The sequence below is a fragment of the Paraburkholderia fungorum genome, assembly GCF_046026025.1.
Lineage (GTDB): Bacteria > Pseudomonadota > Gammaproteobacteria > Burkholderiales > Burkholderiaceae > Paraburkholderia > Paraburkholderia fungorum_E.
The window spans coordinates 28,636-51,024 of the sequence record NZ_JAQQFL010000002.1 but is presented as its reverse complement, the minus strand read 5'-3'; the positions used below and the strand labels follow the sequence as shown (position 1 = coordinate 51,024).

Annotated in this window: 16 protein-coding genes; 14 read left to right on the top strand and 2 right to left on the bottom strand. The window is 61.3% G+C overall.

Annotated elements, in window-relative coordinates; translation table 11 throughout:
• Positions 1-22: 22 nt before the first annotated feature.
• The 11 genes from corA to PQR67_RS02330 all read left to right on the top strand — a co-directional run bounded on the left by corA (position 23) and on the right by PQR67_RS02330 (position 18,062).
• A complete protein-coding gene (gene corA / locus PQR67_RS02380; protein ID WP_408453928.1) occupies positions 23-1,000 on the top strand; it encodes a magnesium/cobalt transporter CorA in 978 nt (325 codons plus the stop codon).
• Positions 1,001-1,361: 361 nt separating this feature from the next.
• Positions 1,362-2,324, top strand: coding sequence for a sugar ABC transporter substrate-binding protein (locus PQR67_RS02375; RefSeq protein WP_408453926.1), 963 nt, complete (start codon positions 1,362-1,364; stop codon positions 2,322-2,324).
• Positions 2,325-2,701: 377 nt separating this feature from the next.
• Positions 2,702-4,297 (top strand): sugar ABC transporter ATP-binding protein, encoded by a 1,596-nt coding sequence (locus tag PQR67_RS02370; RefSeq protein WP_408453923.1) that lies wholly within the window; start codon positions 2,702-2,704, stop codon positions 4,295-4,297.
• Positions 4,294-5,358 (top strand): ABC transporter permease, encoded by a 1,065-nt coding sequence (locus PQR67_RS02365; RefSeq protein WP_408453920.1) that lies wholly within the window; start codon positions 4,294-4,296, stop codon positions 5,356-5,358. The genes PQR67_RS02370 and PQR67_RS02365 overlap by 4 nt, the downstream gene beginning before the upstream one ends.
• Positions 5,359-5,551: 193 nt before the next feature.
• The gene (locus PQR67_RS02360) at positions 5,552-6,595 is read left to right on the top strand and encodes a LacI family DNA-binding transcriptional regulator (RefSeq protein ID WP_408453917.1); all 1,044 of its coding nucleotides are present in this window, start codon (positions 5,552-5,554) and stop codon (positions 6,593-6,595) included.
• A 540-nt stretch (positions 6,596-7,135) separates the two neighbouring features.
• Positions 7,136-8,917, top strand: a complete 1,782-nt coding sequence (locus tag PQR67_RS02355) for a methyl-accepting chemotaxis protein (protein WP_408453914.1) — start codon at positions 7,136-7,138, stop codon at positions 8,915-8,917.
• Between the two features lie 327 nt (positions 8,918-9,244).
• Positions 9,245-10,006, top strand: coding sequence for a hydratase (locus PQR67_RS02350; protein WP_408453911.1), 762 nt, complete (start codon positions 9,245-9,247; stop codon positions 10,004-10,006).
• Positions 10,007-10,834: 828 nt separating this feature from the next.
• A complete protein-coding gene (locus PQR67_RS02345; RefSeq protein WP_408453908.1) occupies positions 10,835-12,757 on the top strand; it encodes a PrkA family serine protein kinase in 1,923 nt (640 codons plus the stop codon).
• A 190-nt stretch (positions 12,758-12,947) separates the two neighbouring features.
• A complete protein-coding gene (locus PQR67_RS02340) occupies positions 12,948-14,219 on the top strand; it encodes a YeaH/YhbH family protein (RefSeq protein WP_408453906.1) in 1,272 nt (423 codons plus the stop codon).
• Positions 14,216-15,931 (top strand): SpoVR family protein, encoded by a 1,716-nt coding sequence (locus PQR67_RS02335; RefSeq protein WP_408453903.1) that lies wholly within the window; start codon positions 14,216-14,218, stop codon positions 15,929-15,931. Before PQR67_RS02340 ends, PQR67_RS02335 begins: the two co-directional genes overlap by 4 nt.
• A gap of 817 nt (positions 15,932-16,748) precedes the next feature.
• Positions 16,749-18,062: an MFS family transporter gene (locus PQR67_RS02330; protein WP_408453900.1), complete on the top strand. Its 1,314-nt coding sequence runs from the start codon at positions 16,749-16,751 to the stop codon at positions 18,060-18,062.
• Between the two features lie 142 nt (positions 18,063-18,204).
• Here PQR67_RS02330 and PQR67_RS02325 read toward each other — a convergent pair whose 3' ends face one another.
• Positions 18,205-18,426: a hypothetical protein gene (locus PQR67_RS02325; RefSeq protein WP_408219004.1), complete on the bottom strand. Its 222-nt coding sequence runs from the start codon at positions 18,424-18,426 to the stop codon at positions 18,205-18,207.
• 313 nt (positions 18,427-18,739) lie between these two features.
• Between PQR67_RS02325 and PQR67_RS02320 the strand changes: the two genes are divergently transcribed.
• The 3 genes from PQR67_RS02320 to PQR67_RS02310 all read left to right on the top strand — a co-directional run bounded on the left by PQR67_RS02320 (position 18,740) and on the right by PQR67_RS02310 (position 21,112).
• Positions 18,740-19,561, top strand: a complete 822-nt coding sequence (locus tag PQR67_RS02320; protein ID WP_408453897.1) for an ABC transporter substrate-binding protein — start codon at positions 18,740-18,742, stop codon at positions 19,559-19,561.
• A 97-nt stretch (positions 19,562-19,658) separates the two neighbouring features.
• Positions 19,659-20,384: an amino acid ABC transporter permease gene (locus tag PQR67_RS02315; protein WP_408453894.1), complete on the top strand. Its 726-nt coding sequence runs from the start codon at positions 19,659-19,661 to the stop codon at positions 20,382-20,384.
• 2 nt (positions 20,385-20,386) lie between these two features.
• Entirely contained in the window at positions 20,387-21,112 is a 726-nt protein-coding gene (locus PQR67_RS02310) for an amino acid ABC transporter permease (RefSeq protein ID WP_408453891.1), read from the top strand.
• Between the two features lie 24 nt (positions 21,113-21,136).
• Here PQR67_RS02310 and PQR67_RS02305 read toward each other — a convergent pair whose 3' ends face one another.
• A complete protein-coding gene (locus tag PQR67_RS02305; RefSeq protein WP_408454801.1) occupies positions 21,137-22,243 on the bottom strand; it encodes a glycosyltransferase family 2 protein in 1,107 nt (368 codons plus the stop codon).
• Positions 22,244-22,389 lie beyond the last annotated feature (146 nt).

The following is a 22,389-nucleotide window of genomic DNA, read 5'->3' as shown; positions in this document are numbered from 1 at the left end:
TCCGTTTTCAAGGTAATCCAACATGCTGATCAATTGCGCCGCCTACCAGGACGGCCGGAAGCTGGGCGACATCGATATCGAGAGCATCAGCGACTACGTGGCGCGGCCCGAGTGCTTTGTCTGGGTCGCGCTGAAAGACCCGGAGCCGGAAGAGCTGGCTGTCATGAAACACGAGTTCGGCCTGCACGAACTCGCGATCGAAGACGTGCAGAACGGCCATCAGCGTCCAAAAATCGAGGAGTACGACGAGTCGCTGTTCGCCGTCATGCATACCGTGGAAATGGATGAAGCGGGCGAGCTGCTGATCGGCGAGGTCGACGTGTTCGTGGGGCACAACTACGTGCTGTCGGTGCGCCGCGGCACGCGCACCGGGTTCCAGAACGTTCGCGCCCGTTGCGAGCGTGAACCGCAACTGCTCAAGGAGGGCTCGGCGTTCGTGCTCTACGCGCTGGCCGACGACATCGTCGATCGTTATTTTCCGATCGTCGACGCGATGAACGTCGAGATCGAAGCACTCGAAGACCGCATCTTCGAGCGCAACAATTCGGCGGCCTCGCGGGCGATCATCGAGGATCTGTACTCGTTGAAACGCCGTCTCGTGATCCTGCAGCACCATATTGCCCCCTTGCAGGAAGGGATCGGCAAACTGACGGGCGGCCGCATTCCAAGCGTCTGCGAAGGCATGCAAGCCTATTTCCGCGACGTCTACGACCACCTCCAGCGGATCGTCAAAACCATCGACGGCCGGCGCGAAATGGTCGTGACCGCGGTGCAGGTCAATCTGGGGATGATCTCGCTTGCCGAGAGCGAGGTGACCAAGCGGCTCGGCTCGTTCGCCGCCTTGTTCGCGGTGCCAACCATGATCGCCGGCATCTACGGGATGAACTTCGAGAGCATCCCCGGGCTGCATAGCAAGTTCGGCTATCCGATCTGTCTGGTCGTCATGCTGGCCGTGGACCTGGTCCTGTACTGGCGTTTTCGCAAGGCCGACTGGCTTTGACAGGCTGTTAGCCCATCGTCCCGCGCTGTTCCGCGTTGTGGTTGCCGCTTGCATCGTGCGCAATAAAAGTCCAGCATAGGCGGCCCGCCGGCCGCGGAGTTTGCAGCCGGTGGCAAATCTGCCACGCACGGATCAAACGAGGAACCCTTGCCGACATGCAGCCTGGCGGCGGGCTTAGCCGCCGCGCCGGATCGAATCCAGCGAGCGCACCGGAGCCACGCAGGCTCTGCGTGCGGGTGCGCCGCAACACCGCGAGTCGTTGACAGTCCGAACCGTGCACGCTGAGAATAGGCCTCGCAAACGTTTGCGTGACGCTAAAAATAAGGCTCGAGCGCGAGCCTGACAAATCCTGGAGAGAGGCATGGACCATCGCATTCGCCGCCGCATACTGGCGGCCGCAGTTCTCGTCATCGCTACCGCCGCCATACCGTTTTCCCCCGCCTACGCGCAAAGCGCGCCCGCCCATAAGCCGAGGGTCGCACTGGTGATGAAGTCGCTCGCGAACGAGTTTTTCCTGACCATGGAAACCGGGGCGAAGGACTATCAGAAACACAACGCCTCCCAATTCGACCTGATTACCAACGGCATCAAGGACGAGACCGATACCGCGAACCAGATCCGGATCGTCGAACAGATGATCGTCTCGAAGGTCGATGCGATCGTGCTGGCCCCGGCTGACTCGAAGGCGCTGGTACCGGTGGTCAAGAAGGCCGTCGACGCGGGCATCATCGTCGTCAATATCGACAACCGGCTCGACCCGGACGTGCTCAAGTCGAAAGATCTGAACGTGCCGTTTGTCGGCCCGGATAACCGTAAGGGCGCGCAGAAGGTCGGCGATTATCTGGCCAAAAAGCTGAAGGCGGGCGACGAGGTCGGCATTATCGAAGGCGTGTCGACCACCACCAATGCGCAACAGCGCACCGCGGGCTTCAAGGACGCCATGCAGACCGTCGGCGCCAAGGTCGTCTCGGTGCAATCGGGCGAATGGGAAATCGACAAGGGCAACGCCGTGGCGTCGGCTATGCTCAATGAGTATCCGAATCTCAAGGCGCTCCTTGCCGGCAATGACAATATGGCGATCGGCGCGGTCTCGGCCGTACGCGCGGCGGGCCGGCAGGGCAAGGTGCTGGTGGTCGGCTACGACAACATCAACGCGATCAAGCCGATGCTCAAGGACGGCCGCGTCCTTGCCACCGCCGACCAGTACGCCGCCAAGCAGGCCGTGTTCGGTATCGACACGGCGCTTAAGGCAATCAGCGAGCACAAGAAGCAGTCGCAGTTGTCCGGCGTGGTGGAAACGCCATGTGACCTGGTGACCCGATAGGCGTCGCGCAACCCGTACCGAAAATACCGGAAGTACCGGAAGTCGCGACAAGTAGCGCGAAGCACCGCGACACGCATCGCGGGCAACACGGCAATAAACCGGGCGAAGCGGATTCGTGCCGACGCCATGGCATGCATGACTGCATGGCGAAGAACCGGGCGAATCCGCGCCAATTCAATAAACGCTCAAGAAACCTGCTGCGCCGCCGTTAATTCCAGAGGTAAGCGTCATGACGGTGGCTGCGCGGCGGGAGGGGCGTGGCCGATAGCGCCTGCGCATTGTGCGCATTGGGCCGGCATGACACGTGGCTGTGGTTGGCGGCCTCATGCGAGCGAATCGCCTGAAGCCGCGCCGGCGGCCCCGGAACCAGGATTGCGATGGATTCAATCGATCACGATGCCTTGCCTGCGGTGCTGTCTGTGAGCGGCATCGGTAAGACCTATGCCGAACCGGTGCTCGCCGACGTGTCGCTGTCGCTGCGTGCCGGTGAGGTATTGGCGCTCACGGGAGAGAACGGCGCGGGCAAGAGTACGCTATCCAAAATAATCGGTGGTCTTGTCGAGCCGACCGCCGGCACGATGCGCCTTGGCGGCGCGCCCTATGCGCCGGCGAGCCGCAGCGAGGCTGAAGCGCTCGGCGTGCGCATGGTGATGCAGGAGTTGAACCTGCTGCCGACGCTGTCGGTGGCCGAAAATCTGTTTCTGAACCGTTTGCCGCAAGCGGGGGCGTTCCGTTTCGGCTGGATCGACCGCCGCAAGCTGCGCGAGGATGCTCGCCAGGCGATGGCGCAAGTCGGGCTCGATGCGATCGATCCGGATACGCTGGTCGGCGAACTCGGCATTGGGCATCAGCAGATGGTGGAGATCGCGCGCAATCTGATCGACGATTGCCGCGTGCTGATCCTCGACGAGCCGACCGCGATGCTGACCGCGCGCGAAGTCGACCTGCTGTTCGAGCAGATCGACCGGTTGAAGGCGCGTGGGGTTGCGCTGGTCTATATCTCGCACCGGCTCGAAGAGCTGGCGCGGGTGGCCGAACAGGTCGCGGTGCTGCGTGACGGCAAGCTCGTGCATGTCGACGCCATGGCGAACTTGACGAGCGATCAGATCGTCACGTGGATGGTGGGCCGGGAACTGGGAGAGCGGATCGATCTGGGCGTGCGCAACATCGGCGCGCCGCTGTTGAAAGTGGCTGGCCTGACGCGCGACAAGGCGGTGCGCGACGTGTCGTTCGAGGTCCGCGCCGGCGAGATTTTTGGCATCAGCGGGCTGATTGGCGCGGGTCGCACGGAGCTGATGCGGCTGATCTACGGCGCCGACCAGAAGGACGGCGGGACGGTGTCGCTGGCGAAAGCGCCGGGCGCACCGCCCATGCCGGTGCAGATTGCTTCGCCGTCGGACGCCGTAGAGGCCGGAATCGCCCTGATCACCGAAGACCGTAAAGGCGAAGGCCTGTTGCTGCCGCAGCCGATCGCGGCCAACGTCTCGCTCGGCAATATCGGCAGCGTGGCGCGGCACGGCATCGTCGATGCCAGGCGCGAGAACGCACTCGCGCAACGGCAGATCGATGCGATGCGGATTCGCAGTTCGGGACCGGGGCAGATTGTCGGTGAGCTGTCGGGCGGCAACCAGCAGAAAGTCGTGATCGGCCGCTGGCTGGCGCGCGATTGCCGTGTGCTGTTGTTCGACGAACCGACGCGCGGCATCGACGTCGGCGCGAAGTTCGATATTTATGGCTTGATGGGGGCGCTGGCGCGTGAAGGGCGTGCGCTGGTCGTGGTGTCGAGCGACCTGCGCGAGCTGATGCTGATCTGCGACCGGATCGGCGTGATGTCCGCGGGCAGCATGACGGGGATATTCGAGCGCGACACCTGGTCGCAGGATGCGTTGCTGGCCGCGGCTTTCGCCGGCTACCGCAGCCGCGAAGCGCTGCTGCATGCCCCCGACACCCATGAAGCAGGGAGTCTGTCATGACCGATCGACCGGCGCATGAGGCATCGGGCGGCCCAGCGGGCGCGCCGCAGGCAGGGGTAACACTCGCGCCGGCCGCCGACCCGTCCGCACCGCTGGGGCCACCGGCAAGCGGCAAACCGGCCGGCACGCGGCTCGGCTTTTCGAACTACCTGGGTCTTGCCGGTGCGTTGCTGGCGATGATCGTGCTGTTCTCGCTCTTGAGTTCACACTTTCTGACCTACGACACATTCAGCACGATCGCCAACCAGATCCCCGATCTGGTGGTGATGTCGGTGGGCATGACTTTCGTGCTGATCATCGCCGGGATCGATCTCTCGGTGGGTTCGGTGCTGGCGCTGGGCGCCTCGGTGGTTAGCGTGGCGGCGTTAAAGTGGGGCTGGGGGCCGTTGCCGGCGGCACTGCTCGGGGTCGCCGCGGCAGCGTTGACCGGCGCCGTCACCGGCGCGGTGACCGTGGGTTGGCGGATTCCGTCGTTCATCGTGTCGCTAGGCGTGCTCGAAGCGGCGCGCGGCATGGCGTACCAGATGACCAATTCGCGCACCGCCTATATCGGCGACGCGTTCGATTTTCTGTCGAATCCGATTGCGCTGGGCATTTCGCCGGCTTTCCTGATTGCGGTGGCGGTGATGATGGTCGCGCAACTGGTGCTTACGCGCACGGTGTTCGGCCGCTATCTGGTAGGCATCGGCACTAACGAGGAAGCGGTTCGGCTCGCGGGCGTCAATCCGCGGCCTTACAAGGTCATTGTGTTCGCGTTGATGGGCGCCCTGGCCGGGCTGGCGGCGCTGTTCCAGATTTCGCGTCTGGAAGCGGCCGACCCGAACGCCGGCGTCGGCATGGAGTTGCAGGTGATCGCGGCGGTGGTGATCGGCGGAACGAGTCTGATGGGCGGACGCGGTTCGGTGATCAGCACGTTTTTCGGCGTGTTGATCATTTCGGTTCTGGCGGCCGGCCTGGCGCAGATCGGCGCGAACGAGCCGACCAAGCGGATGATCACCGGCGCGGTGATCGTGGTGGCGGTGGTGCTGGACACCTATCGCAGCCGCCGTAAGCGCGCGTGACGGCGGCGCTGCCAGCCGGTTCGTGGCGGATCCGGGGCAGCCGCAGTGGGAAGTGTGAGAAGTGTGGAAGGTGCGGTAGAGCGTTGCGGTAAAGCGTAAGTATTCATGGGTTTGGTCTGTCTTCGATGAAGACGTCCGGTGGGTCGCCAGATGGCGTGGCCGGCGGGAACAACAGGCAGGAGAGCAACAGGTTATGGCGACGATCAAGGATGTAGCGGCCGTGGCAGGTGTGTCGTTCACGACGGTATCGCACGTGGTGAACAACTCACGGCCGGTGTCGGCCGACGTGCGAGCGAAAGTCGAACACGCGATCCGTCAGCTTCACTACGTACCGTCGGCGGTGGCCCGCTCGCTCAAGGCGCGGGCGACGGCAACGATCGGTCTGGTGGTGCCGAACAGTACGAACCCGTATTTCGCGGAGATGGCGCGCGGTATCGAGGATGGTTGCGCGCGCAACGGCTACTGCCTGTTCTTCTGCAATTCCGACGACGATCCGGCCAAGCAGCGCAACTATCTGCGCGTGCTGCAGGAAAAGCGTATCGACGGACTGATCGTTGCCTCCGCGGGCGATGACGCGGTGCTGGCGCAGGCGCTCGCCGACGCCCGCGAGCCGCTGGTCGTGGTGGACCGCAATATCGAAGGCGTCAACGCGGATCTGGTGCAGATCGACCACGAGAAGGGCGGCTATCTCGCGACGCGTCATCTGCTCGAACTGGGGCACGTGCGGATCGGCTGTATCACCGGGCCGGTGAAGACGGCGGTGAGCGCCATGCGCTTGCACGGCTTTATCCGCGCCATGGCGGAGCGCGGCATCGAGATTCCGGCGGGCGCGATTGTCGAAGGCGATTTTTCGGGAACGGGCGGCCATCGCGCTGCCGGACAACTGTTCGATACCGTGAGGCCGTCGGCGATTTTTGCCGGCAACGACATGATGGGGATCGGTGCGCTGCGCGCCGCGGCCGAGCGCAATATCAGCGTGCCGCGCGACTGCTCGATCATCGGTTTCGACGATATCGAACTGGGACGATTCACCTATCCGTCGCTCTCGACGGTGGGGCAGTCGGTCCGCGCACTCGGCGATATGGCCGCGCAGACGCTGATCGAACGCATTGCGGGGACGCCGCCGGGCAGTCCTGTACGTGCGCCGGGTCGCCGGCGTGTGGTGTCGCCGCGCCTGATCGTGCGTGAATCGACCGCGACATGGGCCGGGGTGGCGAGGCGCGATCTGGCGGCCTGATATCTGACGCCGCGTGAGTCCCCGGTGCCGGACGCGAGCCGAGTGGCTTCGCGCACGGTATCCCGTGTCATTTTTGCGCTTTGCCGATAGCGCGGGAAAATCCGGTCAAAGCCTCGGGCGTGAGCGCTTTGCGCCTGTTCCTGGACGTGCTATTGCGCCCCGCAAGCCGAGGGTTCCGCTTGAACCGCGCTTGAACCGCGTTTGAACCGCGCTTGAACTGCGTTCGAACCCCGCTCGACCTTCTTTTCAACCCGTGTTATTTGCCCGCCTCGGGCTTTCCGGGTCCCCGGAATTCACTTCCCCGATTGTTCGAAAGCGCTGTGTGATCTTCGCGCGGGCGCGGCCTGTCAGTGGTTTGTAATTTCTTCCAATTGCTTACAACGTCTTTCTTCATACCATATAAAACCTTCAAGTATGCAGGTCGAATGCCGTAAACGTGAGTATTAGAGCGCCGTACCAAATCAGCGCCATGCAGGCAGACGCGACACGCTACCCCGCGCTGCGCACGCAGCTTCTCTTTTGCTAAGTACAGGAACAAGCATGTTGAACAAAGGCATCACGATCAAGGCGCGGATTGGCCTCACGATGGCTTTTCTCGCCGCGCTGCTAGTCGCCACTGGCGTTTTCGGTCTGTTCGGTATGAGCCGTTCGAACGACGCTTATCAGGATACTTTCACCAACGCCATGCCTAGCGCTGTCGATATCGGCAACGCCGAGCTGTATGCCGCGCGCGAGCGGCTGGCGCTCGACCGGGCAGCGTTCCTGATCGGCACGCCGGACGCGGCGCCGACGATCGAACGCGCGCGTGAGATGCGTGCGAGCTCCGATCAATGGTGGAAAAAGTATATGGACCTGCCGCGTGACGCTGACGAAGACCGTCTGGCGCAGGACGTCGTTGCCAAACGCGATGCGTTGCATCAGCAACTGGACGCGTTTTCGGCCATCGTCACCGCGAACGACCAGAGCAAGATTGTCGACGGGGCGAAGCGCTTGCAGGTGGCGTACAACGAGCTCTCTACCGCGGACGACGCACTGCGCAAGTTCCAGTTCACGTCGGCGAAGCAAGGTTACGACTCGGCGCAAAGCAACTTTGAAGTGTTCCGCATGGTGAGCGCCGCTGCGCTGCTGGTCGGCGTGATTGCCGCTGCGCTGTCCTACCTGACGCTCAGCCGCGCGATTGGCCGCCCGCTCGACGCGGCGCTCGGTCATTTCGACGCTATTTCCGCCGGCGATCTGCGCCGCCCGGTTGTGATCACCTCGCGTGACGAAATGGGGCGGTTGCTCGAAGGCATTGCCAAAATGCAGCACAACCTCACCGAAACGGTGCGTACGGTACGCAGCGGCAGTGAATCGATTGCGACCGCCACGCGCCAGATCGCGGCCGGCAATATCGACCTGTCTTCGCGTACGGAAGAGCAGGCGTCGGCCCTGCAGGAAACCGCGTCGAGCATGGAAGAGCTGACCGGCACCGTCAAACAGAATGCTGACAACGCTCGCCAGGCAAGCTCGTTGGCGGCCAATGCGTCCGAGATCGCCAACAAGGGCAGCGCGGTGGTCGGCCAGGTGGTCGGCACGATGGGCGACATCAATCAGAGCTCGGCGAAGATTGCCGACATCATTTCGATCATCGAAGGGATTGCGTTCCAGACCAATATTCTGGCCCTGAATGCCGCCGTGGAAGCGGCGCGGGCCGGCGAAGAAGGGCGCGGGTTCGCGGTGGTGGCAGGCGAAGTGCGCAGCCTCGCGCAGCGTTCGTCGGCGGCGGCCAAGGAAATCAAGGAGCTGATCGACACCTCGGTGGAGCGCGTGCAGTCCGGCTCGGCGCTGGTCGACGAAGCGGGCCGCACCATGACCGAGATCATCGGTGCGGTGCAGCGCGTGACGGACATCATGGGCGAGATCGCGGCGGCCTCGGAAGAGCAAAGCAGCGGCATCGACCAGGTGGCGCGCGCGGTCACCCAGATGGACGAGGTGACGCAGCAGAACGCCGCGCTGGTCGAAGAAGCCGCGGCGGCCGCTTCTTCGCTCGAAGATCAGGCCGGCAAGCTGCGCACTGCGGTCGCGGTGTTCCAGCTCGAAGAAAGCGGTTACAAGGCGCCGGTGAGCGCAGCGCCGAAGCGCGTGGCCGCGCCGGTTCGTTCGACGGCGGCACGCAAGGTGTCGCACCCCGCCTCACATCCCGTCTCGCCGGCGGGCGCGCAGGCCGTCACTGTCGCGAGAGCACCCGCCGCCCCTGCGGCCGCTCAGGCAGCCGCACCGACGAGGACGCCTGCCAAGGCAGTAGCGAGCGCCGGCAGCGATCAGGACTGGGAAACGTTCTGACCGGTCATCCGCGTTGCAACATTCGTTCCCGGTGAAGCAATAGACAAAACCATGCTTGAGCGGATCAGCCGCGCAGGCTGACGATAAAGACCGCGATTGCGCACGCAACCGCGGTCTTTTTTCATGGTTTGCGGACTAAGTAACGTTCACAATCGTCGTCCGCGCCCTGGCAGGCGTCGCGATCCGGTACATTGACGGGCGCGACTACGGCTTCTACCGGCGACAGTGCCGCTGCAGGCCGTAAGCGCGGACCGTGAGCCCGCAATCCCGCTGCCGCAACCCGGCGCAGCGGCCCACCGCTCAACGCGCCAGCCATAAAGGACCGACATGACGCAATACGACCTCGCGCACCGCCTCGTCGAAGCACGCCGGCAGCATCGCCCGATCGATGCGCCCCCACTCGACAGCCTGCCGCCCGATGCGGCCACCGCCTACGCGATCCAGCAGGCTGTCATCACAGGCCTCGGCGACTCGACCGGGGCGTGGAAGATCGGCGCCAGAGCGCCGGGCGGGGCCGCGGCGGGCGCGCCGATCCCGGCTTCGCTGGTGCTGCCGTCGCCCGCGCGGGTAACCCATGCAGGCTTCTTCAGGGTGCTGGTGGAGCTGGAGATTGCCTTTCGCTTTGCCGAGGCCATCGAGCCGCGCGGCCGGGCCTATGCGCGCGACGAAGTGCTCTCGAAGGTCGGCGTCGTGCTGCCGACCATCGAGATCGTCGATAGCCGCTTTGCCGAGTGGCCCAACGTCGCGCCGCTCGCACAACTGGCCGACGCACAGAACAATGGCGCGTTGATCACCGGTCATCCGGTTGCCTATGCGGGCCTCGCGCGCGGCTTCGACTTCGTGTCACCCGAACTGGAGCTGACTTTCGACGGGAACTCGCTGGTGCAGGACGCCACCGGCAATCCGGCCGGCGATCCGCGCGAACTGCTGGTGTGGTTCGTGAACCATTGCGCTGCCATGGGCATCACCATCGAGCCCGAGTGGACGCTTACCACGGGGTCGTACGTGGGTGCGCACAATGTGGGCAAACCGGGCATTGTGCGCGGCCACATCGACGGTCTTGGGGAAGTGGAGATCGAACTGACCTGAATGCGGCGCGGGATAGTTGTATTGGTCGGCTTGTAACAGCTGCGCTTGTAACAACCGCGCTTGTTACGATCGACTAAGAAGCATCAAACAAACGGCTGCCCGCGGGCGGCCGTTTTACATTTGCGGCATCTGCATTGAACGTTTTGCCGTATACACCTATGAAGCAACCCATTGCGTGGCCGTGATCCAGTTATAGGCGCGGCTAACCATGTCGCCAACGCGGTTAATACGAGGGCCAGGTATGAGCGGCAAGCGCACAGCGATGCACCGCATGTCATGCGTAATGGTGTGGAACAAAACTTCCAGTGGATGGACGAACCGTCAGACGATGCGCAGATGAACGGCGCTGCTGGTCAGCATGGCGAACGAACATGTAACACAGTGCCTGTCGCTGTAGACCGAATGGCGATGCCGTGCGTTATGGAAAAAAGCACGGGGCACAGGAAATGGCATGACGTCCGCGTTAGACACGACAAAGTGTGTGCGTGCAGACAGGCTGTCCGGTACAGCAGTGAGATCGTTTGATGGACAAGACGATTCGTGCAGTGGAACGCTGAGGGCGGTGCTGAGCAGCAAGGCGAGCAGAGGGCGATGGAGAGGCAGTAACGTGGGCCGGCAGTTGCTGCGCATGGTTGTATGTGTGCGCAAGATTGTAGGTGACCGAATCTGTGTTTCCAAGTGAGGATTGTAGGGGAGGCAACACGGCACGATTTTCATCACGTAGTCCGTGAAAAAAAATTTAAAAGGGTTTAGGATGAATTCGAGCGATGTCGTTTCCGAATAGCGCGCCGCGCACGACATCGGTCTAGACTTCGGCGAGGAGGTAGCATGGATATCTACAGCAGTTTCGCGACCCGCTTCGAGAAAACACGAGAAGATGAACTCTCGCTCGAGGAGTATCTCGCGCTCTGCAAAGACAATCCCGCCGCGTACGCTACGGCTGGCGAACGCATGTTGACGGCAATCGGTGAACCAGAACAGATCGACACTCGTAACGATCCGCGCATGTCGCGTATCTTCGCGAACAAGGTCATCAAGGTATACCCCGCATTCCGTGAGTTCTACGGAATGGAAGAGGTGATCGAGCAGGTGGTCGCCTACTTCCGGCACTCGGCCCAGGGGCTCGAAGAAAGGAAGCAGATTCTGTATCTGTTGGGACCGGTCGGCGGTGGTAAATCGTCGATCGCGGAGCGTTTGAAGCAACTCATGGAACGGGTGCCGTTCTACTCGATCAAGGGTTCGCCGGTCAACGAGTCGCCACTGGGTCTGTTCGATTACGACGAGGACGGTCCGATCCTCGAAGAGCAATACGGTATTCCACGCCGCTACCTGAAAAACATTCTTAGTCCATGGGCGGTGAAGCGCCTCCATGAATACAACGGTGACATCCGCAAGTTTCGCGTGGTGCGCCGCTACCCGTCGATCCTTCGTCAGATCGGTATCGCCAAGACCGAACCGGGTGACGAAAACAATCAGGATATTTCGTCGCTGGTCGGTAAGGTCGACATCCGCAAGCTCGAACAATATGCACAAGACGATGCGGACGCGTACAGCTACTCCGGTGGCCTATGTCTCGCGAATCAGGGCTTGCTCGAGTTCGTCGAAATGTTCAAGGCGCCGATCAAGGTCTTGCATCCGCTGCTTACCGCGACCCAGGAGGGTAACTTCAAAGGCACGGAAGGCTTCGGTGCGATCCCGTTCGACGGTGTGATCCTTGCCCACTCGAACGAGTCCGAATGGAAGGCGTTCCGCAATAATCGCAACAACGAAGCATTGCTCGACCGGATCTTCGTCGTGAAGGTGCCGTACTGCCTGCGCTACGGCGAAGAGATCAAGATTTACGAGAAGCTGCTGCGCAATTCGTCGCTGTCCAATGCGGTATGTGCGCCCGGTACGTTGAAGATGATGGCGCAGATGTCGGTGCTCACCCGCTTGCAGGAGCCGGAAAACTCCAGCCTGTTCTCCAAGATGCAGGTGTACGACGGCGAGAATCTCAAGGACACCGATCCGAAGGCCAAGTCGTATCAGGAGTATCGCGATTTCGCGGGTGTAGATGAAGGGATGACCGGCGTGTCGACCCGCTTTGCGTTCAAGATTCTGTCGCGCGTGTTCAACTTCGATTCGACGGAAGTCGCAGCGAACCCGGTGCATCTGATGTACGTGCTCGAACAGCAGATCGAGCGCGAGCAGTTCCCACCGGAAACCGAACAGAAGTACCTGTCGTTCATCAAGGACGTGCTTGCCTCGCGCTATGCCGAGTTCATTGGCAAGGAGATTCAGACCGCGTACCTGGAGTCGTATTCCGAGTACGGTCAGAATATTTTCGATCGCTACGTGACGTATGCGGATTTCTGGATTCAGGATCAGGAGTTCCGCGACCACGACACCGGAGAAAGCTTCGACCGCGCGGCGCTGAACGCCGAACTGGAGAAGATCGAGAAACCTGCGGGTATCAGCAACCCGAAGGACTTCCGCAACGAGATCGTCAACTTCGTGCTGCGTGCGCGTGCTGCGAATGCGGGGAAAAATCCCGCATGGATCAGCTACGAGAAGCTGCGCGTCGTGATCGAAAAGAAGATGTTCTCGAACACGGAAGAACTGTTGCCGGTGGTCTCGTTCAACGCCAAGGGCTCGGCGGAAGAGCAACGCAAGCACGAAGACTTCGTCAACCGGATGGTGACGAAGGGCTATACGCCAAAGCAGGTGCGCTTGCTGTGTGACTGGTATCTGCGCGTGCGCAAGTCGTCATGATACGCACTGCGTGCCGCCCGCGCGGCCCAGCCGCGCGGGCACCTTGCGAGGCGCATGGACATAGCGTTGCGTTTGCGGATATGACTATGCAACATGCGTCTCGCGCACCGGAAATTTGTGCAGTTGCATGGGGTTGGGGTAGGTGTTGAAGCGCTAAAGCGCTAACTCCGACCGACACGGGAGACCGGGCGTGCTTCATCAAATCATCGACCGCAGGTTAGCTGGTAAGAACAAGAGCATTGCGAATCGCGAGCGCTTTTTGCGTCGCGTCAAGAACTATATTCGTCGCGCCGTCTCGGAAGCGGTGCGCGACCGTAGCATCAAGGACATCCAGAACACCCAGAGCATCACCATTCCGCGCAAGGACATCGCGGAACCCTCGTTCCGGCACGGTCCCGGCGGCAAGCGGGAAATGGTGCATCCGGGCAACGCGGACTACATCCGCGGCGACAAGATCCAGCGCCCACAAGGGGGCGGCGGCGGAGGTGGGGGCAACCAGGCCAGCAACGAGGGCGAGGGGCAGGACGACTTCGTGTTCGAGCTGAGCCGCGAAGAATTCATGCAGTATTTCTTCGACGACCTCGAACTCCCGCGTCTCGTCAAAACCCATCTGATGGCCGTGCCTACGTGGAAGAGTATCCGCGCCGGCTGGGCGGCCGAAGGCACCCCGAACAATATCGACGTGGTCCGGTCGTTGCGCAGCGCGCTCGGCCGCCGTATCGCGCTCGGCGCGCCGCTCGTCAATCAGTTGCACGAGATGGAACGGCAACTGGAAGTGATCAAGGCCGATCCGGACGACCGTCGCGAGGAAATCAAGGTGCTCGAGGAGGAAATCCATCATTTGCGCGGGCGCATCTGGCGCATTCCGTTTATCGACCCGTTCGATCTGCGCTATGTGAACCGGGTGAAGCAGCCCACGCCATCCAGCCAGGCGGTGATGTTCTGTCTGATGGATGTGTCCGGTTCCATGGACGAGCAGCGCAAGGATCTCGCCAAGCGCTTTTTCATCCTGCTGTATCTGTTCCTCAAGCGTAACTACGAAAAGATCGAGGTGGTGTTCATCCGCCACCATACACGCGCCGAGGAGGTCGACGAAGACACGTTCTTTCATTCGACTGAAAGCGGCGGCACGGTGGTGTCGAGCGCGCTGGAGCTGATGCGCAAGGTGATGGACGAGCGCTACTCGCCGACTGAATGGAATATTTACGGCGCTCAGGCTTCCGACGGCGACAATTGGACCGACGATTCACCCAAGTGCCGCAAGATACTTTCGGATGACATCCTGGAGAAGGTGCGCTATTTTGCGTATATCCAGGTCACGCCGGAAGAGCAGAACCTGTGGCTCGAATATGCACAACTGGCGCTGAGCCAGCCGCATATGGCGATGAAGAAGGTCGAGACCGCAGCGGATATTTATCCGGTGTTTCGGGAACTGTTTGAAAAGCAGGCGGCGTCTTCATGACAAAACACCTGCACAACGAAGCGCGCGGCTATCAGCCGGAGCGTGGGAAAGGCGTGCCGCAGCAGGGTCAAGCCGGGCATGCCGAGGCTAAGGCGGACGATACGGGAGCCGCCGCAGCCGGAGCAGCCGACACCGCTGCAGCACGGGGACACACCGGAACGCCCACTGTGGGGCAAAGGGAAGTCCGTATGAACGTAGCAGATAGGCGGCCGTTGCCGTGCCCGTCCGACTGGACCTTCGAATTGATCGAAGAGTACGACACGCATATTGCTCGTGTTGCAGAGCAATATGAACTCGACGTGTATCCGATCCAGCTCGAACTCATCAGCGCCGAACAGATGATGGACGCTTACGCGTCTGTCGGCATGCCGGTGAACTACCGTCACTGGTCGTTCGGCAAACACTTTCTCTCCACTGAGAAGAGCTATCGTCGCGGGCAGATGGGGCTGGCGTACGAAATCGTCATCAATTCGAACCCTTGCATCGCGTACCTGATGGAAGAGAACACGATGACGATGCAGGCGCTCGTCATCGCGCACGCGGCCTACGGCCACAACTCTTTTTTCAAGGGCAACTATCTGTTCAAACTGTGGACAGATGCGCATGCAATCGTCGATTACCTTGTCTACGCGAAGAATTACATCGCGGAGTGCGAGGAGCGCTTTGGGCTCGACCGGGTGGAGGAACTGCTCGATTCGTGCCATGCGTTGATGAATTACGGCGTGGACCGTTACAAACGTCCGCAGAAACTGTCGCTGGAAAAGGAGTTTGCGGCGCGCCGCGAACGTGAGGCTTATCTGCAATCGCAGGTCAACGAATTGTGGCGCACCTTGCCGAGCCGGCACACACCGTTGCCGGAGGAAATCGAGGAGCGTTACCCGCCGGAGCCGCAAGAGAATCTGCTGTATTTCGCGGAGAAGAACGCACCGCTGCTTGAGCCGTGGGAGCGGGAAGTGATCCGCATCGTGCGCAAGGTTGGGCAGTATTTCTATCCGCAGCGGCAAACCCAGGTCATGAACGAAGGCTGGGCGACGTTCTGGCACTACACCTTGCTCAACACGATGTACGCGCAGGGCAAGCTGGAAGACGGCTTCATGATGGAGTTTCTCCATTCGCACAGCAACGTGGTCTACCAGCCGCCGGTCACGAAGCCTTATTACAGCGGCATCAATCCGTACGCGCTGGGTTTTTCGATGATGAGCGACATCCGCCGGATCTGCGAATCCCCGACGGAGGAGGACCGCAAGTGGTTCCCCGAACTGGCGGGCAGCCCGTGGCTGCCGGCGATGCACTACGCGATGCGTAACTTCAAGGACGAGAGTTTCGTCGCGCAGTATCTGTCGCCGCATCTGATTCGTGAGATGCGTCTATTTTCCGTGCTCGATGACGACATGCGCGATGCGCTCGAAGTGTCCGCGATTCATGACGACAGCGGGTATCAGTATGTGCGCCAGGCGTTGTCGCGGCAGTACGACATGCATCATCGGGAGCCGAATATTCAGGTGTGGGCGGTGAATACGCGCGGTGACCGGAGTTTGACGTTACGGCATTTCATGAGCGACAACCGGCATCTGTCCGGTGATAGCGATGAGGTGCTCAAGCACATGGCGCGTTTGTGGCAGTTTGACGTCTATCTGGAAAGCGTTGACGAGAACGGTACCGTCAGGAAGCGGTATGAGTGTAAGTATGTGCCGCCGATTGTTAGGGTTTGAGGCTTGGGTTTTTGGTTTTTTGTTTTTTTGTTGGTTTGGGGTTTTTGGGCCTTTCCTTGATTTGTTAGTGGTCTATTAGTGTTGCCCCTGTGCGGGGCGGCACCTACTTTTCTTTGCCTGCCGCAAAGCAAAGTAGGCAAAAGAAAGCGGCTCACACCGCCAGCTCATAAGCGGGGCCCCCGCACAGCCTCGGTAGTGGTGCATCTGGAATCCGTGTTCTCGCACATTCGGCGTGAGTGACAAGGCATTCATACTTCCGGCGGCGCTGCGCGCGCCGAACGGTCCTTCATAAAACCACCCACCACGCGTCGAACCCCCCGGTTTCCCTGGCAGACCCATCCGCGACGCACGCAGTGCGGAGTGGGAGCGAATGAGCGCCTTGTCACTAGCGCGGAGTGTGCGGGGGCACGGATTCCAGATGCACCACTACCGAGGCTGCGCGGGGGACCCGCTTAAGAGTTAGCGGTTTAAGCCGCTTTCTCTTGCCTACTTCTCTTTGCGGCAGGCAAAGAGAAGTAGGTGCCGCCCCGCACAGGGGCAACGCTAATAAACCACTAACAAATCAAGGAAAGGCCCAAAAAAAACCAGAACAAAAAAACACCAACACCCCAAAACCAAACCCCAAAAAAAACCGCCGAAAAGGCAAAACCCCTAACCACCCCGCACCAACAACCCTAACAAACCCCCATCTCCCCCTTGCAATTCTGTAAAATTCGCGCACACGTGCTACAGGAGCCACCGCGGCACCTTGATACGCGTGTTGTGAAGGCGGCGCCACGACCGCTACTTCCGTTCAAAGACAAGGAAAGAGAAGAACATGACCGACCTATCCGACCAAACCGTGGCCACGGCTCACGACGCACACGACACCCGGCGCCGCATCTTCGCGATCGTCGGCGCTTCATCGGGCAATCTCGTCGAGTGGTTCGACTTTTACGTGTATTCGTTCTGCGCGCTGTATTTCGCGCCGGCCTTCTTCCCGAGCGGCAACACCACCACGCAGTTGCTCAACACCGCAGGCGTCTTCGCCGCGGGCTTCCTGATGCGCCCGATCGGCGGCTGGTTCTTCGGCCGGCTCGCCGACAAGCGCGGCCGCAAGACCGCGATGATGGTGTCGGTGTTCATGATGTGCGGCGGCTCGCTGGTGATCGCGGTGCTCCCCACGTATGCGCAGATCGGCGCCCTGGCGCCGGCGCTGCTGCTGGTTGCACGCCTGTTCCAGGGCTTGTCGGTAGGCGGCGAGTACGGCACCAGCGCCACCTACATGAGTGAAGTTGCGCTCAAGGGCCGCCGCGGTTTCTTCGCGTCGTTCCAGTACGTCACGCTGATCGGCGGCCAGTTGTGCGCGCTGCTGGTGCTGGTGATCCTGCAACAGACTCTCTCCACCGAAGAGCTGAAAGCGTGGGGCTGGCGCGTGCCGTTTGTGATCGGTGCGTTGGCGGCACTGGTCGCGCTGTATCTGCGTAAATCGCTCGAAGAAACCACCACGGCTGCAACGCGCCAGCGCAAGGAAGCCGGCACGCTGCGCGGCTTGTGGCTGCACAAGGGCGCATTCGCGACAGTGCTCGGTTTTACGGCCGGCGGCTCGCTGATTTTCTATACGTTCACGACGTACATGCAGAAGTATCTGGTCAACACGGCCGGTATGCACGCCAAGACGGCCAGCAACGTGATGACCGCGGCGCTGTTCGTCTACATGGTGATGCAGCCGGCGTTTGGCGCGTTGTCGGATCGCATCGGCCGGCGTCGTTCGATGCTGTTCTTCGGCTTCTTCGCGACCATCGGCACCGTGCCGCTGCTGCACGCCCTGAAAGACGTGACGAGCCCGTATGCGGCCTTCGGCCTTGTCGTCGTGGCGCTGGCGATCGTCAGCTTCTATACGTCGATCAGCGGCCTGATCAAGGCCGAAATGTTCCCACCGGAAGTGCGCGCGCTTGGCGTGGGGCTGTCGTATGCGGTGGCCAATGCGATCTTCGGCGGCTCGGCGGAATACGTCGCGCTGTGGCTGAAATCGGTGGGCAGCGAGTCGACGTTCTACTGGTATGTGACCGCGCTGTGCGCGATCGCCGGCCTCGTGTCGCTGCGCATGCGCGATCCTTCGAAAGAAGGGTATTTGCGTCACGAGTCTTGAGCGTGAGCGGTATGCTCGAACAGCGCGCATGAGCGCTGCTTGAGAACGGCGGCCAGGGGCAACCCGGCCGCCGTTTTTTTATCCCGCCGGCAAGCACGGCAAGCACGACAAGCACGACAAGCACGGCAAGCACGGCCCACGCTCACGCCACCACGATCTCCGTGCCCAGCGCATGCAGCAGATCGCGCAGCGTCTCGGCTTGCGCCATCTTCGCGTCGCTGCGCAGATGAATCTGCAGCGCACGCCCCGCAATTCCATCGACAGGATGCGCGAGCCATAACTCTACTGCCAGCCCCAATCCTTCCGGCTGATTGACGGCGACCGGTTCGATCACGCGTGGCTTGAAACAGGCACTGTCGGACATGGCAAATCACCTCGAGGCTGATGACGGTTCGAGACCCATCCTAATCAGCCGCACGCGCGCGACCAAGCGACAAATACGCGTTTGCTAATGAGCGGATGCTTAGCAGAAAACGCGCTTATTACAGGAGCATTTCTTGGTTCGGTGCGCGTGGCGGCGCTGCTAAGGTGACGCCCATGCGTGGCCATCGGTTGCACTTCGCGCTCGCGAAAAATTCGCGACGGATTTGCGACAGAGATGGCCAACACGCTACCAACACGCATCCGTTTCTGAAACAGCGCATATGCATCGCGTGCAAACAAAGAGATCCATAAAAATGAAATCGAAATTACTCGCTGCCTGGCTAGTGACCATGACGGGGCTGACGATGACAGTGTCGGGCCTTGCCCACGCCGATCGTCTGGACGACATCAAGAAGGCGGGCGTGCTGCGCGTCGCAACCTTCGACAGCAATCCGCCGTTCGGTTACGTCGATGCAGCCAGCAACCATATCGTCGGCCTCGATGTCGATTATGCGAAGGCGCTGGCCGACAAACTCGGCGTGAAGCTCGAACTGCAGCCGACCAATCCCGCCAACCGCATTCCGTTCCTTGCGTCGAAGAAAGTGGATCTGGTGCTCGCCAACTTCACTATCACCGACGAGCGCGCCAAACAGGTCGATTTCAGCATTCCGTATTTCTCGTCGGGCCAGCAATTTCTGGCAAAGAAGGGCGTGCTGAAGTCGCCGGATCAGATCAACAGCCTGCGCGTGGGCGCTGACAAGGGCACCACCAACGAGATCACGCTGCGCGAGAAATTCCCGCAAGCCGCGATCGTCGCGTACGACGACACGCCGTTCGCATTCGCGGCTTTGCGCGCCGGCAACGTGCAGGCAATCACGCAGGACGGCCCGAAGCTGGTCGGTCTGCTCGCCAACGTGCCGGACAAGCAGAACTACGAGATCCCGGCGTTCACGATTTCGAACGACTACATGGGCGTCGGCATACCGAAGGGCGAGACGCGTCTCGTCGGCTTCGTGAACGACACGCTGAAGGGACTGGAAGCCGACGGCTCGGCCGCGAAGATCTACAACCGCTGGTTCGGCCCGCAAACGAAGACGCCGCTCGCACGCATCTTCAAGATCGGCGACAAGACCTGATCTCCGTGCCGCTGTAGCACTCACGAATGAACGGGCACGCTGGCAAGGTGCCCGTCGGCGTTTTCGAAAGAACGGTTTGAAAGAAGCAGGTTTAACGATGCAAGCGTGGCTCGCTCCAAAATATCTGACGTGGCTATGGCAAGGGTTCGGCGTCACAGTCGGTCTTGCGTTGACGGCTGCGCTCGCGGCTACTTTTGCCGGCTTCGTGCTGGCGATCGCGCGTCATGCCCGGTACGGCTGGCTGCGTCGTGCAACGGCCAGCTATGTGCTGGTGTTTCGCAACACGCCGTTGCTGGTGCAACTGTTCTTCTGGTACTTCGGCGCAGCCACGCTGATGCCTGACGCACTGATGCAATGGCTGAACACGCCGCATGGCGTGCAGCTCGGCGCGTACGCGTTGCGCTGGCCGTCGTTCGAATTTGTCGCCGGCTGGGTCGGGCTCACGTGCTATACGGCGGCGTTTATCGCCGAGGAATTCCAGGCCGGTTTGCGCGGCGTGCCGGCGGGTCAGCATGCCGCGGCCGCGGCCTTGGGGCTCACACCGTTGCAGGCGTTTCGCTACGTCGTTTTGCCGCAAGCCGTGCGTATATCGCTGCCGCCGCTCTTCGGGCAATACATGAATCTCGTGAAAAATTCGTCACTGACCATGGCAATCGGTCTTGCCGAATTATCGTATGCGTCGCGTCAGGTCGAAACAGAGACCTTTAAAACGTTCGAGGCATTCGGTGTGGCAACCGTGTTGTATATCGTCGCGATAGCGTTGATCGAAGCCGTTTCGCACACGGTGACGCATGCGCGCGAGCGCTCAATCGCGAGGCGCTGAGCATGACATGGTCGCTGTTCGCCAATAACCTGCCGTATCTGCTGATTGGCGCATTTCCACAAGGACCACTCGGTGGCGCGGCGCTTACGCTGGTGCTTGCCTTGTGTTCGGCGCTTGCGTCGGCGCTGCTCGGTGTCGCGGGTGGCATTGCGCTGACGATGGCAGGGCGCATCACCCGTGTACCGTTGCTGCTCGTGATCGGATTCTTTCGCGCGATTCCTGTGCTGATGCTGATCTTCTGGACGTATTTCCTGCTGCCGGTGGTTTTTCATGTCGATGTGCCCGGACTCGCGACGGTCGTCTGCTCGCTCTCGCTGATCGGCGGCGCGTACCTTGCGCACTCGGTGCACGCGGGCATTCGCGCGGTGGGCGACGGGCAGTGGCAAGCCGGGCTGTCGCTCGGCCTCACGCGGATGCAGACGCTGCGCTACGTGTTGCTGCCTCAGGCAATGCGCATCATGGCGCCTTCGTTTGTGAATCAATGGGTGTCGCTAGTGAAGGACACCTCGCTCGCGTATATCGTCGGCGTCGGGGAGTTGTCGTTCGTCGCGACGCAGGTGAGCAATCGGCTGATGGTGTATCCGGCGCAGATCTTTTTGCTCGTCGGTTTTATCTATCTTGTGCTGTGCACGGCGCTTGACCGCGTCGCCACCTATGCGTTGACGCGGCGCAAGCGCATCGTGCGGCCGCTCGCACCGGCCGTCACTCAGGCATTATCTGGCGACTGACAGTCGCGCCCAGCTACAGCGGCGTCAGATCAGTTCGGACCGATCGGTCACGATGTCGGTAACGAGCTCCGTTACGGCCGCCGCCGGCTCGGCGACGACAGCCGACGCAGCTGCCGCCACCCCCGACGCCGCTGCGGCCACACCTGCCACTCCCGCCGTCACCGCTGCGTGCTGCCGCAGGTTCACTGCCGCACGCGAGAGCATCAGCAGGTGATAGTAAAACCGCATGCTCAAACCGTAGTTGTAGGCGAAGAGATGCGTGAAAAGGATCTTCAAGCCGCGCGCTGCCTGCTGATTCTTCGCGTGAACCGAGACGACAATCGGCGCGAGCCGGCGCAATGCCAGCTTGCGTGACGGTTCCAGTTGCGGCGGCAGGGTCAGCGCCTTGACGAACGCATACGCACTGACGGGCGCGGAACCGGTGGTGCCGCGTGTGCTATGCGAGATCGAGGCTGCCGTCTTCCGATATACCGACACGTATTCGTGCAGGTAGAACACCTCGCGCGCCGCGAGGCAGAGTTCGGTGCCGAATACGAAATCGCAACACGTGCCGTACTGATCCGTGTAGCCGATCCGTTTGACCAGGTCCGCGTTGGCCATCCAGCCGTTGTTGGGGAACATCTGGATCAACCCGGTTCTGCCTGGCAGAGGTTGCAGGCCTTCGGCGTCTCTGGTGCGGCGAAATGCGATGTTCAGGCGCGTGCTCGCGTCGAGGTCGATTGCGCCGTTGTGATCGGCCTCGTACTGATTGGCGAACGCTACCTCGAGTTGTGGGTGAAGTGCCCATAGCGACACGAGCTTTTCGACGCCGTCGGTGGTGAGCAGGTCGTCGTCGTGAATCAGCAGGATCTTGTCGCCGCGAGCGCGCTCGAACAGACTTGCGACATTGCGTGCCTGGCCGAGCGGCGGCTGGTTCATCACGTAGCGGATGCGCGGTTCGTTTGGATAGCGCTGCGCGATGAGTTGCTGGGTGCGTTCGTCCTTTGAATCGTCGCCGATCACAATCTCCAGATTGCCATAGGTCTGCGCGAGGCACGAATCGATGCACTCCGCGATCAATTCGGGCCGATTGCAGGTTGGCAGGCAGATGGAAACCCTGGGAGCCGGATGGGACTTGGGGGAGAAGGTGATCACAGGCGTCTCCTTTCTTCTCTGTTGAGGGGCGGCAGCCGGTTCGTTTTGCGCACACCTTGCTGCATGCAGCAAAATAGGTCATTACAGGAAAAAAATAATCCGTAATAAATCGGAAAAAATGTCCGCGCTGTGAAAGGGGTTCG